The sequence below is a fragment of the Eisenibacter elegans DSM 3317 genome, assembly GCF_000430505.1.
Taxonomy (GTDB): domain Bacteria; phylum Bacteroidota; class Bacteroidia; order Cytophagales; family Microscillaceae; genus Eisenibacter; species Eisenibacter elegans.
Map to the genome: position 1 here is coordinate 79,566 of NZ_AUMD01000021.1, position 12,271 is coordinate 91,836.

The following is a 12,271-nucleotide window of genomic DNA, read 5'->3' on the forward strand; positions in this document are numbered from 1 at the left end:
GCTATGTTGAGAGTCCAGATATATTCAAAAACACCTTATTTATTACGTATAGAGTTACTTAGGTGCTTACAAGGGAATTCAAAAGTACGGTATTCGGCAAGCCGAGTATCGCGGTCTAAATCTCGAAACAAATCGTTTTGGGACGAGTTATCAAACAAGTATTTGTCTGAAACCCAAACCGCTAAACAATAGATTTTTGGAAACATTAAGCAATAGAGATTCTGTGGTGAAAGCATTAAGACCCCAATTACCTATAGAAGTGCCTAGCGCAGAGCATGCGTTGGCGCATTTCCAGACCAATGTTTTGCGCCCCATCCTCAAGTTTCAGCACGAGGTGCTGATGCAATATTTTGAGGCGCATCTCAAACGGACGCATACTGATTTGGCCAAAATACCCCTCAGCAGCCGTATAACTTATATTACACAGATGTTAAACCGTAATCAACCCCTGAAGTATATGTTGTTTGGGATGATTTGGGGGATGCTGACCGAAGAAGAGGCGTTGTTTTATGAGCAAAACCATCAAGAACTGAACAAGCGCCTGACCCAGTTTCTGGCCAAGCGTTTGTGTGATGGTTGGTGTGAGTCATATCCGGAGGGATGCCTCTTAGCATAGCTTGACATAACTGCCAAGACAGCGTATATTGGCTGCGTAGCGTGTCAGAATATCTTTTAAGTTGTCTTGCTCGGCGTGGCCGTCGATTTCGATATAAAAACGAGAGTTGAATTTATGTTGTTCACGCGCCGGGCGGCTTTCAATTTTACTAAGATTGATGCGTGCCTTGTCAAACTCACTCAAGAAAGAGGCTAGGCTGCCGGGTTGGTCGGGGAGCTGGGCGACAATGGTAGTTTTATCTTGACCACTAGGTTGGTTGTTGAAATCCTTACTAAGAATCAAAAACCGTGTACGATTGTTGGGGCTATCTTCGATGTTATAAAACAAGATAGGCAGCTGATAGAGCTTAGCGCCGATGGCAGCACAGATTGCGGCGCTGTTGTCGCGTTCCATAGCGAGTTGAGCGGCTTTTGAGGTTGATTCTACTGGCACCAGCTCTGCGTTGGCCTGAGGGAAATACTCTTCCAAAAACTTCTGGCATTGCAAAAAACCTTGGTCTTTGGAGAAGATATAACGAATGTCTTTAAGGTTGTCGTAGCGGCTGGCAAAAGTATGATGTATGGGCAGCAAAATTTCAGCAACAATTTTGACATCGTGCTCCATGAGTGCATCAAGGCTTTCAGCGACTACACCAGCCTGGTTGTTTTCTATCGGGATGACACCAAAGCGAACCCTTTCTGTAACGACATTCTCAAAAACAGATTTAATAGAAGGTAAGGGTAGATATTGGCTCATTACGCCAAAGCGGCTTTCGGCGGCCTGGTGTGTGTAGCTGCCTTCAGGGCCAAGATAGGCTACTTTTTCGGGCAGTTCTAGGTTGCGGCTGGCGGCAAATATTTCTAAAAATACTGCTTCGATGGCCGCACGGTTGAGGGGCGCGTTGGCTGTAAGCTTACCGCTCAGGCGGTCGATAATGTCTTTTTCGCGCTCAGGACGATAGATAATGGCGTTATTGGTGCGTTTTAGTTCGCCTACTTGGCGAACTACCTCCATCCGTTGGTTGAGTAACTCTACCAATTGATCATCTATCTGGTCTATGGTTTGGCGTAGGGCTTCGAGCGTTTTCATTAGCTTCTCTCTATCAAATATTTGGCTACAAATTGCTTCAAAGTAAGACTTACCCAAAGGCAAGCGCAACAAAGTGTAGCAAAAAACGAGGGCGTGATTCAAATTAACCGTCGTGTTTGTGCTAATACAAGTAACAATGGTACTTTATAGAGTTTTGCTTGTCAGGTTCATTTACCAAAAGCAAGAGCATAGCGGACGGAAGTTGAACGAAAAAGTGTAGCTTTGTTGTTGATTAATGATTGTTTACCCACAAACTATTAATAACTATGATTAAAGCAGCTATCCATACGGCCTACGGAGTAATGGAAGTGGCATTTTTTGAAAAAGATGCTCCTAAGACAGTAGAAAACTTTGTAAAGCTTTCTGAATCAGGATTTTATGATGAACTGACTTTCCATCGTGTTATTCCCAACTTTGTTGTGCAGGCTGGATGCCCCGAGGGTACAGGAAGGGGAGGCCCGGGCTATCGTATTGACTGTGAGCTTACTGGCGACAACCAATACCACGACCGTGGCGTGCTTTCGATGGCTCACGCAGGGCGCAACACCGGAGGGTCGCAGTTTTTTATCTGCCATAACCGCCAAAACACACAGCACCTTGATCGAAAACATACTGTTTTTGGCAAGGTAGTAGATGGAATCGATATTGTTGACCAGATTAAGCAAGGCGACAAAATCGAGAAAATTGTGATTGAGCGCAGCTAAAAAATGATGCTACCGCGACTTAGACCTATAAAGTCAGCAACAACTCCCTTAATGAGAGGTTGGCAAACCTGTTGTTAAGGGAGTGGGCAAAAATACAGTTACAAAAACCTATAGGGCTTTTACAAAAGCACTATAGGTTTTGGCTTAGGCTGGTAAGTTCTACTTAGAGTGTAGTTCGATATTAAGGTTAATCAACGATTTGAAGTCATTGCCAGATTCTTCCATATCCTCATCTCCATCATCATAAAACCATTTGACAGAGACCTCGGTTTTGTTGGTTTCTTGTACCTTTTCGAGTTGGCGCAGCAAGTCTAAGATACACTTAGAAGAGGCGGTGTTGAAATATTCCAAATTGAAAACCATCTTGGTTTGCAGCTTTGGATTGTTCATATATTGTTCTAGCCAGTCGAGCAGCGGCTTATAAAAATTAATTGCGTGTTCGGGGATAGATCTACCTGAAATTTCTAGTTCACCCGTCTCTGCGTTGAAATGCACATATGGAGAGCGTGCAGTTCCTTCAATATGAATGTTTTCCATTTAGAATAGATTGCTAATGGTTTGTTAAATAACAACTTTTACTTGTATGCTATAAAATGCGTACGCATCATCGATGACATCAAAGTGGTAGTCAATTTTTTCGCCTGATTTACGCGCAATATCTATCAGCCCAAGACCAGCGCCACCGGTATCAGAAGTAGGCTCTTCGGTGGTATTTTCGAGGACTTCTTTGTAGAGCGCTTTGAGTGCTTGGCTATCCAATGAGTTGACGTGATCGAGGCGCGTTTGCAACTTTTCGATGCGATTGGCCTTCATATAGTTGCCCGTAAGTACATAGTAAGCTTCTGGGCTTTTTTTAATCATTAGTACGGCAGAGAGGTACTTTGGGTTGTCGTTGTCTTGATGTTGATAGTAATTATAAATGTTCTGCAAACACTCTAAAAGGATGTTAAACACCTTTTTTTTGACCTTGGTATCTTCGGCTCCCTTGTCGAGCTTATCGTCAATGAGTTGGAGGATAGAGGTTAAGAGGCTATCAGTAATCTCGCCCTTGAAATACAGGATGATTTGCTCATCTTGCATTTTTTTGAAGTAATCATAGACATCTAACATCATAGACATTGTGGTATAAGGTTTGGATAGCCATCGGGACTAAAAAAAGTAGACGTGTTTGGAGGGCATTTAATAATGGTATTTTGAAAAGATTGTGTGCTTTGCTGACAAATTTATAGAATCTGAAGTGCAAAAGCAATGCCACAGTAATTTTTCTGAAAGATAATGTTTTTTACCGGCTTGAAACAAGTATGTCCACATCTTTTTGTGTCTAACTTGTAGAAAAGCCCCTATATTTTAGCAACTTTGCAAAAATATTGCTGCCACCGGGTAGCGCTCAACACCCTTTGGTTCCTCAGAAATTATGACAGCTCCTCAACTCCTTATTTTAGACTTTGGCTCTCAGTACACCCAACTGATAGCCCGCCGTGTACGCGAACTGAATGTTTATTGCGAAATACACCCTTTTAACCAACTGCCGGATTATTGGCGGGAGGTGAAGGGCATTATCCTGTCGGGAAGCCCCTGTTCAGTAAGGCAGGAAGGTGCTCCGGATATTTTGCCGGAAGTACTCGAAGGGAAAGTGCCGGTGTTGGGCGTATGTTATGGGGCGCAGTTGATAGCCAAAAAGCTAGGAGGCACGGTAGCGCCTTCGGAGCACCGCGAGTATGGCCGTGCCAAGCTGCATTTGGCTGCAACGAGTCCGTTGTTTGAGGGCTTGGCTATGCCAACACAGGTTTGGATGAGCCATAGCGATACCATTACTGCCCTGCCTGAAAATATCGAGCGTCTTGCTGGCACAGAAAGCATTGCCAATGGCGCGTATGCGCTCAAAGACAGACCGGTGTATGGCATTCAGTTTCACCCCGAAGTAACCCATACTACAGAAGGCTTGCAGCTTTTGCGCAACTTTGTCATTGGGATTTGTGGCTGCGAGCCCAACTGGACACCAGCCTCGTTTGTAGAAGAAACTGTAGCCCAACTGCGCCAACAACTGGGGAGTGACAAAGTAGTGTTGGGGCTTTCAGGCGGGGTTGATTCGTCGGTGGCGGCGATGTTGCTACATCAGGCCATTGGCCAAAACCTGTACTGTGTGTTTGTAGATAACGGCCTGCTGCGCAAAGATGAGTTTGATCAAGTAGTGGCCTCTTACCAAAATCTCGGCCTCAACCTCATCGCTGTCGATGCCAAAGAAGAATTTTATACAGCCCTCAAAGGGCTTTCTGACCCAGAGGCCAAGCGCAAAGCCATCGGCAAGACTTTCATTGATGTCTTTCAGGATGAAGCCAATTTGCTGCCCGATATCAAGTGGTTGGGGCAAGGGACAATCTACCCTGACGTGATTGAGTCGGTGTCGGTCAATGGCCCTTCGGTTACCATCAAATCACACCACAACGTAGGTGGGCTGCCCGAAAAGATGAAGCTCAAGATTGTAGAGCCGCTGCGAATGTTGTTCAAGGATGAAGTGCGCAGAGTGGGCAAAGCATTGGGCTTGCCTGATTTTATCCTCAATCGCCACCCCTTCCCGGGGCCGGGCTTGGCTATCCGTATTTTGGGAGACATCACCCCCGACAAAGTCCGTATTTTACAAGATGCCGACGCGATTTATATCAACCACCTGCGCCAAAGCGGATGGTATGACCAAATCTGGCAGGCAGGGGCTATCTTGCTCAACGCACACAGCGTGGGTGTAATGGGCGATGAGCGTACCTATGAACAGGTAGTCGCTTTGCGCGCCGTTACTAGCCAAGACGGAATGACTGCCGACTGGGTGCATATCCCTTATGAGCTGCTCGCGCAGATTTCCAATGATATCATCAACCGTGTGAAGGGAGTCAACCGTGTCGTATATGATATCTCCTCCAAACCACCAGCCACTATCGAGTGGGAATAAGCAAGCCCTACAGCCTAAATACGCTCCCCTGTTGTTGAACCATCAATAGCAGGGGAGTTTTGCTACATCTCCCAATCACTACAGGAAATATTGTTTCTAGAAAGTAGCACAAAGAGTAGATTTTTTGTATTTTGAACTTTATTTCTGCAACCCTGTTCTTATCACCAATACCACCTAGACCATCCACCTCAAAAGCCTGATTATATGGACACACAAGCGCTAGAAAAAGCCCATCAACGTATTGAAGAAGCCCGTCAAAGTGCCTCACACAACCTCAACCTTTCTTGGCTCAAGCTAGATAGCCTACCAGAAGCGCTTTTTGCCCTTACTCAGCTCGAAGTGCTCGACTTGAGCCACAATCACCTGACAACATTGCCCGAAAACTTGGGGCTGTTGACCAACTTGCATACCCTTATCTTAAACGCCAATGCGTTAGAGCACTTACCCGAAAGCTTGGGCAAATGTACACAACTAAAGGTATTGAGATTGGGAGAAAATCAGCTCAGGGGTATTCCGGCAGCCATCTTTCAACTAACCTTGCTCGAAGAGCTACACCTCAACGAAAATGAACTCGCACAATTGGGGGAAGATATCCAGCTGCTTCAAAAGCTGCGGATCTTAGACTTGAGCTACAACAATATAGAAGAAATTCCGGAAGCAATAGCCAAACTTCAAAAACTCCAAGAGCTGTACTTGAGTTGGAATGACCTCGAAGAGATTCCAGAAGCGTTAGCCCTAATTCCACAACTCCAACTATTGGATTTGTACGAAAACCAAATTGACCACATACCCGAAAGCCTCGAAAGCAAGGATGGCCTAAAGATTATTATGGAGTAAATTACACCAAGATTTACAAGATTTGACAATTGACAGGCTTTGATTTTCTTGATTCTCAAGGACTCTAGGCGCACATATTTCCCAAACCAGTTTTGGTTGGGTATAGTAATGCTCAATTGTTAGCTGTGCTAAGTAGTTGACTATTAATTTCTTGAAAATAAGAATAAGGGAGGTTGTTTTTTGCATTCTCCCTAACTATCGCAAGCGCCTGAAGTTGCGGTACTCCCCAATACGCCACCCCGTAAGGCGTTCAATCCACATCAGAAACCAAACACGTAATGTATAGTTTTTTTTGCTAATATCATGGGTAAAATCCCAGTCAGCCTGTTGAATATATTTTTGCATTACTACTGGATGAGATTCAGTAAAAAGTTTTAAAGAGTCAATGTGACTATAATCAAAAGCTTGGTTCTGAGATGTGTATTCAGAGCTGTTATATAGACGATGAAAGGCATGTTGTTTTGCTTGTTGTTTCTGAGGCTCACGAACCCAACCATAGTGATAAATGAAAGCATTACTGTGTCGAACACGTAGTTTCTGATTACGACCTTTTCTGAACCCTTGCGCATCTCTATAAGCATAAATACCGCGCCCGGGGCGTATCACACGCACCTCATGACGATACCATTGTCTAGAGTCTGCAATGTATTTATAAGAACCATAGAAATGTAGGTAATCGAAGAGTAACCCATCAACCTCTGGCGCATCTTTATAGCGTAACATAGTGTTTAACAAATTCTTGTGATATTTTTCAGGCAGTACCTCATCTGCTTGGATGTATATAGCCCAATCAGTATCTTTGGGAACAAGAGCCAATGCTTTGTCTGTTTCTTGTGCCAGTACCTGCCCTCCTTTACGCAGAGAGTCATCCCAAACAGAATGGTATATTTCGATTTTATCCGAGGCTATATGTTCTAGCAAAATATTTGTGTCATCCTCAGAATTACCTGCTAAGACAATCACTTTATCACAAAGTGGAAGAATTGACCGAATAGCAGCATCAATTGGATATCCTAGTTTTACGGCATTACGCACAAAAGTAAATCCAACAACATTCATATAGATTTTGGTGTTTTGTAACGAATTAAACTTACTACAATGACGGGTTTTACAATAAGAACTTGTGAACAGATTACGACATATTTGTGGTAAAGATACGGAAAAATATAAAAATTATCATCTCCACTGTAGATACATCAAGGGTTTAGCACTCAAATAATTGATGTGTTGTGAGCTAGTTATCAATGTATTGATATCGTGTATGTTATTTTATGTCAATTACCCCCCCAAGCAGAAGATACAAGGATTTGTAAAAAACACATAAATAACATAAATAGCTGAAGATTCTATTTCAGCTGTGATTTAGCATATAGCGCTATTTCGATACTTAATGGGTATGTCGTCTCAGTAAACAAGCTTAAGACGACCTTCGCAGTTGTTGAAAATCCTCATCAACAATGTTTTGTTGAGCAATGTTATGGTTGGATGTTTTTTCTTTTTGGCATGGTGTCAAAAACCAAAACAAGTAAGTTATATTGGATTAGTTTTGAGGTTTTGATTTCCATTAGCCACATAAAATCGGTATCTTGCCTTCCAAACAAAGGCGCGCTTTGGGGGGTTATACGCAAAGTCATTGGGCACAACTCCCCGCTGCTGAGAATGCTAAAACCCCGACACCCTGATGAACAACAACGAAATCAAGGCACTCGTATCGTTGTTAGAAGACGACGATTTTGAAATACGCAGCCACGTAGAGCAGAAGATTATGGCGATGGGCGAAGTGATGATTCCCTTCCTCGAAACAGAGTGGGAGAGCAATTTCAACGCCAATGTGCAGAAACGTATCGAAGACCTGTTACACAATCTACAGTTTAACCTACTGAAAACCAGGCTGCGCGAATGGCTCGACAATGAGAGCGACGACCTGCTCAAGGGGATATGGCTAGTGGCGACTTACCAGTATCCTGATTTGCCCCTAGCACGCATACGGAAGGAGGTCGAAAAAATCTACTATGAAGTGTGGATGAGCCACCGTACGTATGCCAGCCCCTTCGACCAAATCAAGAACCTCAACAATGTGTTTTTTGGCAAATTCAACTTTGTAGCCAATACCCAAAACTATCACGCTCCTTCCAACTCAATGATAAACAATGTGTTGGAGGCGCGCAGGGGCAACCCAATCTCACTCTGTACGGTGTATATGTTGGTGGCCAATCAGCTGCGGATGCCAGTGTATGGGGTCAATCTGCCCAACCTCTTTGTGTTGACTTACAAATCGCCCGACACCCAGTTTTATATCAATGTCTTCAACAAGGGGATTGTATTTGCCAAGGCTGACATAGATCAGTATGTGGCGCAGCTCAACCTAGCGCCATCAGATACTTTTTATGAACCTTGCACTCACATCGACATCATCCGTCGGGTGTTGCGCAACCTTAGTATCTCGTTTGAGAAGCTCGGCGAAGCCCACCGCGTAGACGAAATCAGGCAGTTGTTAGACATCTTTTAGCGTTGGTAGTTTACAAAAACAAAAACCCCGCCTGTCCGTCTTGTTCTTGGTAGTCTAGGGTTTTGCCAGCTAGGTGTAAGGCAGCAGTTTTTTGGAGCATTACCCTCAGGCCGTCCAATTCGAATACCAAGTCCTGCTCCTTGGGTCGGTCAAAGCCCAGTCCTAACTCGGGCGCACATCCGCTGTGGCTATTAGCAGTCAGGCGCAGTCCGTAGCTAGAGTCAAGTTGCTTTTGAGCCATCAGCAGATGTACTTGAGCAATGGCCGAGGGGGTGAGCTGTACGAGCGAAATGTTTGTGTGAGACATCAGAAAACCAATTTTTTTATTACCTTTGAATTTGCAAAAATACAGCAACTACGCTTCAGACACGACCCAATAGCCATAAAACGATGGAATTTCTCTTAGAACTCCTCAAAATAACCCTGCCAGCCGCCTTGGTGCTCTATGCGATGTACTTGACGGTCAAATCTTTTATCCAACAAGAGCTAGAAAAAACCCAGACCGAGCTACGCCTTAAACAAACCGAACTCTTGCTCAAAAGCAATGATACGCTTTTGGCAACACGCTTGCAAGCTTATGAGCGGATGGCCCTGTTTTTGGAGCGTATTTCGCCTTCACAGCTCATCCCCCGCATCAACCAGCCAGGCCTTACTGCCGGCGCTTTGCAGTATTTGCTCAACCAAGAAATCAGAGCCGAATTTGCCCACAACCTCTCCCAGCAAGTCTATATGAGCAGTGAAGTGTGGCTGCTGATTAAGAAGGGGATGGAAGAAATTATCTTCTTAATCAATAACTCTATGAATGGTGTAGACGAAGAGGCAGACTCCTTGGTGTTGGCCAAACGTATATTTGAAAACACCAGCCAGCTAGGGGTATACCCTACGCAAGAAGCGCTTGAAGCCCTGAAAGAAGAGTTACGTCAATACTACATTCCTGCCGCTACCCGCACCTCTGCCAACGGTGTTCACCAACCCGGAGAAACGCCTTCTCCGCAGGAGGCCGTAGCCAAGGCCTAGTGGTTTATACAATCCATTTTTTTGATACCCTCTCTTTATGAGCAGCGAAAAAGTAGGCTGTACCGGCGGCCTCCAAATACTCCTGTCGATGTTGGCCTTGCTTTTGGCAGCTTGGCTTTGGATTCCTAACGACTTCAACTTCGGTAGGTTTTCGACATATATCAACAAATACATCCGACAAAGCCCCACCCAAGTTTGGGGCAGTGCCATTCTACTACCGCCCTCTACCCAACGCAATGGAGAGCGGGAGATACTCTTGTTGCATTCCCAAGTAACGGCATCGCCTGTAACAGAGGTGATTAAGAAGGTCTACCAAACCCCTGATGATGGCCTACTGCCTATTTTGTTGACCCACAAAAAGGCCGCGCAATACGAGATTGCTTGGCAAGAGCCATTGCGATACGCCAATGTACATCAGTTGGCAGGTTTGAGGGTGGCAGGCAGTGCCGATGCCTTGTTTATTATTGCTGACCGTAAGCTCCAATCGATTCGCCGCACAGATGGCTCTCAAGTGTGGGAGCTGAACCTGAGCCAAAGCATTGACCCTGCTTGCACGCAGTGTTTTACCTTGGAGCGCGAGACGCTTTTTGTTCTTACGCAAGATGGCGCACTCAAGGCCTTCAATATCAATACAGGGCAAGTCCAATGGCAGCAGCAAATTCAGCATACCCCTGCCGCCAAACAAGGGTTTGAGCTAGTCAAAAACACCCTTGCTTTTCAGGACATACGCGAGGGCAAGACCACCGTCTTCTTTCACTATATTGGCGATGGCAGCCTAGCCCGTGCCATTACTCCGGCTTTGCCCAAAGGCAAGGCGGCTACCCTGTATCAATGGCTTTTTGACCCTTTCAAAGATTTTGTCTATCTTATTGATAGTCAAGATGAGATACAAGAAATTTCTTGCTGGCGCATCATCGGAACAAAGCAACAGTGGGAGGCTAAACTGCCGGCTAAAAGCCGTGTGCGTACCTTCCATCGCTACACCTCTGTGTTGGCGGCAGTGGTACAAGAGCGGTTTTTGTATGTGGGTGTAGAGATGGAAGGCCGTCATGCGCTCCTACGCTTCAATGCACGCAATGGGCAGATGATGCAGTTGGCCGAATCAGATACCTATGGCCTTGTGCCATTACAGGAGGTGAGCGGGATGTTGTTGGTCAAAGCCCGACATCTCCAAAACGATAGTTATGGCCAACTTTGGTGTTTGAATGTCCAAAATGGTCAACGTATTTGGAACTACGCCCTTGATGCCAACAACTATGTCCGCGCCAATGCCCCTATCAGCGAGCAACCCGAAGGCTTGAAATGGTCTTTTCAGAGCGTAGGCGGGTTTCTGTATGTCTTGCAAGAGGGGCCCGAAAAGGGACAGGTCAAGCTCCAGAAGCTGGACTGGCGTAGTGGCCAAGCCCTAAATACCTACACCGGAATGATATCTAGCAATGAACAACAAAAAGAATGGCTGGGAGTACTGTGGTTGCCTGACAGGGTGCTGATTACCTTCCAACGCCTCTACTCCCTAGAGCTGGAAGGGGGCAAATGGGAGGCTTCTTGGCCATAACATTGGATGATTATACCAAATTTAAGGATTCAAAGTATTTTATTCTCTTGATTATCAAGGAGTTTTAGTAATACATTTCCCAAACTAATCTGGATTGGCTATATTCTTTGGAGCATTCAAAAAAAGCCACGCCATTAATCGGCTCCGTAGGGAGCTCACGCTCAACGCCCTAAAGTGCGATAAACATTGCAACCCGAAGGGATGAGGAATACATATATCACTACTTTGCCCTCTCTGGAAATGGGTAAATTATTTATTGAATAGTCTCTTGAGCAAAAACCCTGCGACCCAACGTGCAATATTACTACCTGATATATAAACCCTTTTTGGTGCTTTCGCAATTTACTCCTGAAGCCCCCGAAGACCATACCTTGGCCGAGCTAGCCGATTTCCCTCCTCAAGTTTATCCGGTAGGCCGCCTAGATAAAGACAGTGAGGGACTACTATTGCTCACTAATGACAACTATTTCAAAACAACCCTTCTCAATCCCAAAAAGCAACATTGGCGCAGCTATTGGGTACAGGTAGAGGGAGTGCCAACCCCTGAGGCTCTCGAACAACTCCGCCAAGGGGTAACAATCAGCGTACAACAAAAGCCCTATCAAACCCTTCCGGCCAAAGTCCGGCTGCTCGCCCAAGCGCCTCCCGTACCGGAGCGCAATCCTCCTATACGCTTCAGGGCCAACATCCCTACGGCTTGGCTCGAAATATCGCTGGTAGAAGGGAAAAACAGGCAAGTTCGCCGGATGACAGCAGCAGTAGGCTTCCCTACACTCAGGTTGGTGCGCAATGCCATTGAAGACCTGAAACTACAAGATTTTGATTTTAGCCAGACCGCAGTCTACCCCCTTTCACAGGCACAAGCCTATCAGGCTTGTCGTATAGCGCCCGAAAACAGCACCTATGCAAAGCCCAAAAATACCGGCAAACGACAGTACAAACGGCCTCAAAACAAACCTCGCAAATAACCACAACCCTACTTTTGTGGTTGTACTTTTGATGAAGCAGGGCTTGTTATACC

The 12,271-nt window shown here is 45.3% G+C and carries 13 protein-coding genes; 8 read left to right on the forward strand and 5 right to left on the reverse strand.

The features are described from left to right. The first annotated feature begins 226 nt into the window (after positions 1-226). Entirely contained in the window at positions 227-616 is a 390-nt protein-coding gene (locus tag G499_RS0109140; protein ID WP_161627723.1) for a hypothetical protein, read from the forward strand. Here G499_RS0109140 and pheA read toward each other — a convergent pair. Then, positions 608-1,684 carry a prephenate dehydratase gene (pheA, locus tag G499_RS0109145; protein WP_026999691.1) on the reverse strand — a complete coding sequence of 359 codons (1,077 nt, stop codon included), beginning with the start codon at positions 1,682-1,684 and terminating at the stop codon, positions 608-610. The genes G499_RS0109140 and pheA overlap by 9 nt on opposite strands. A gap of 266 nt (positions 1,685-1,950) precedes the next feature. Here pheA and G499_RS0109150 point away from each other — a divergent pair, with 266 nt between their 5' ends. Further along, entirely contained in the window at positions 1,951-2,388 is a 438-nt protein-coding gene (locus tag G499_RS0109150; protein ID WP_026999692.1) for a peptidylprolyl isomerase, read from the forward strand. Between the two features lie 159 nt (positions 2,389-2,547). Here G499_RS0109150 and G499_RS0109155 read toward each other — a convergent pair whose 3' ends face one another. After that, positions 2,548-2,925, reverse strand: a complete 378-nt coding sequence (locus G499_RS0109155; RefSeq protein ID WP_026999693.1) for a DUF1987 domain-containing protein — start codon at positions 2,923-2,925, stop codon at positions 2,548-2,550. A 24-nt stretch (positions 2,926-2,949) separates the two neighbouring features. Next, positions 2,950-3,507: a SiaB family protein kinase gene (locus tag G499_RS0109160; RefSeq protein WP_026999694.1), complete on the reverse strand. Its 558-nt coding sequence runs from the start codon at positions 3,505-3,507 to the stop codon at positions 2,950-2,952. 295 nt (positions 3,508-3,802) lie between these two features. On the opposite strand from G499_RS0109160, the gene guaA reads away from it, so the two are divergent. Together guaA and G499_RS19390 are read left to right on the forward strand one after the other, a co-directional pair. Further along, positions 3,803-5,332, forward strand: a complete 1,530-nt coding sequence (guaA, locus tag G499_RS0109165) for a glutamine-hydrolyzing GMP synthase (RefSeq protein ID WP_026999695.1) — start codon at positions 3,803-3,805, stop codon at positions 5,330-5,332. Positions 5,333-5,536: 204 nt separating this feature from the next. Then, positions 5,537-6,169, forward strand: a complete 633-nt coding sequence (locus tag G499_RS19390; protein WP_051296122.1) for a leucine-rich repeat domain-containing protein — start codon at positions 5,537-5,539, stop codon at positions 6,167-6,169. A gap of 195 nt (positions 6,170-6,364) precedes the next feature. On the opposite strand, the gene G499_RS0109175 is transcribed toward G499_RS19390, so the two are convergent. Then, positions 6,365-7,228 carry a glycosyltransferase family protein gene (locus G499_RS0109175; protein ID WP_026999696.1) on the reverse strand — a complete coding sequence of 288 codons (864 nt, stop codon included), beginning with the start codon at positions 7,226-7,228 and terminating at the stop codon, positions 6,365-6,367. Positions 7,229-7,850: 622 nt separating this feature from the next. Here G499_RS0109175 and G499_RS0109180 point away from each other — a divergent pair. Continuing rightward, complete coding sequence (locus G499_RS0109180) at positions 7,851-8,678, forward strand: transglutaminase-like domain-containing protein (protein WP_026999697.1); 828 nt, start codon at positions 7,851-7,853, stop codon at positions 8,676-8,678. 10 nt (positions 8,679-8,688) lie between these two features. On the opposite strand, the gene G499_RS0109185 is transcribed toward G499_RS0109180, so the two are convergent. Further along, entirely contained in the window at positions 8,689-8,985 is a 297-nt protein-coding gene (locus G499_RS0109185) for a HesB/IscA family protein (protein ID WP_026999698.1), read from the reverse strand. Positions 8,986-9,068: 83 nt separating this feature from the next. Here G499_RS0109185 and G499_RS19395 point away from each other — a divergent pair, with 83 nt between their 5' ends. The 3 genes from G499_RS19395 (at position 9,069) to G499_RS0109200 (ending at position 12,218) form a co-directional block, all read left to right on the forward strand. Then, a complete protein-coding gene (locus G499_RS19395; RefSeq protein ID WP_211231605.1) occupies positions 9,069-9,695 on the forward strand; it encodes a DUF7935 family protein in 627 nt (208 codons plus the stop codon). 37 nt (positions 9,696-9,732) lie between these two features. Beyond that, positions 9,733-11,250: an outer membrane protein assembly factor BamB family protein gene (locus tag G499_RS0109195; RefSeq protein ID WP_026999699.1), complete on the forward strand. Its 1,518-nt coding sequence runs from the start codon at positions 9,733-9,735 to the stop codon at positions 11,248-11,250. Positions 11,251-11,543: 293 nt separating this feature from the next. Continuing rightward, on the forward strand, positions 11,544-12,218 hold the full coding sequence (locus tag G499_RS0109200; RefSeq protein WP_026999700.1) for a pseudouridine synthase: 675 nt from the start codon (positions 11,544-11,546) through the stop codon (positions 12,216-12,218). The last annotated feature ends 53 nt before the right edge of the window (positions 12,219-12,271 follow it).

Coding starts and splice junctions, on each gene's coding strand:
- pheA (WP_026999691.1), bottom strand. CDS start 1,684: ATGAAAACGCTCGAAGCCCTACGCCAAACCATAGACCAGATAGATGAT.
- G499_RS0109185 (WP_026999698.1), bottom strand. CDS start 8,985: ATGTCTCACACAAACATTTCGCTCGTACAGCTCACCCCCTCGGCCATT.
- G499_RS0109160 (WP_026999694.1), bottom strand. CDS start 3,507: ATGTCTATGATGTTAGATGTCTATGATTACTTCAAAAAAATGCAAGAT.
- G499_RS0109195 (WP_026999699.1), top strand. CDS start 9,733: ATGAGCAGCGAAAAAGTAGGCTGTACCGGCGGCCTCCAAATACTCCTG.
- G499_RS0109155 (WP_026999693.1), bottom strand. CDS start 2,925: ATGGAAAACATTCATATTGAAGGAACTGCACGCTCTCCATATGTGCAT.
- G499_RS19390 (WP_051296122.1), top strand. CDS start 5,537: ATGGACACACAAGCGCTAGAAAAAGCCCATCAACGTATTGAAGAAGCC.
- G499_RS0109180 (WP_026999697.1), top strand. CDS start 7,851: ATGAACAACAACGAAATCAAGGCACTCGTATCGTTGTTAGAAGACGAC.
- guaA (WP_026999695.1), top strand. CDS start 3,803: ATGACAGCTCCTCAACTCCTTATTTTAGACTTTGGCTCTCAGTACACC.
- G499_RS0109175 (WP_026999696.1), bottom strand. CDS start 7,228: ATGAATGTTGTTGGATTTACTTTTGTGCGTAATGCCGTAAAACTAGGA.
- G499_RS0109150 (WP_026999692.1), top strand. CDS start 1,951: ATGATTAAAGCAGCTATCCATACGGCCTACGGAGTAATGGAAGTGGCA.
- G499_RS19395 (WP_211231605.1), top strand. CDS start 9,069: ATGGAATTTCTCTTAGAACTCCTCAAAATAACCCTGCCAGCCGCCTTG.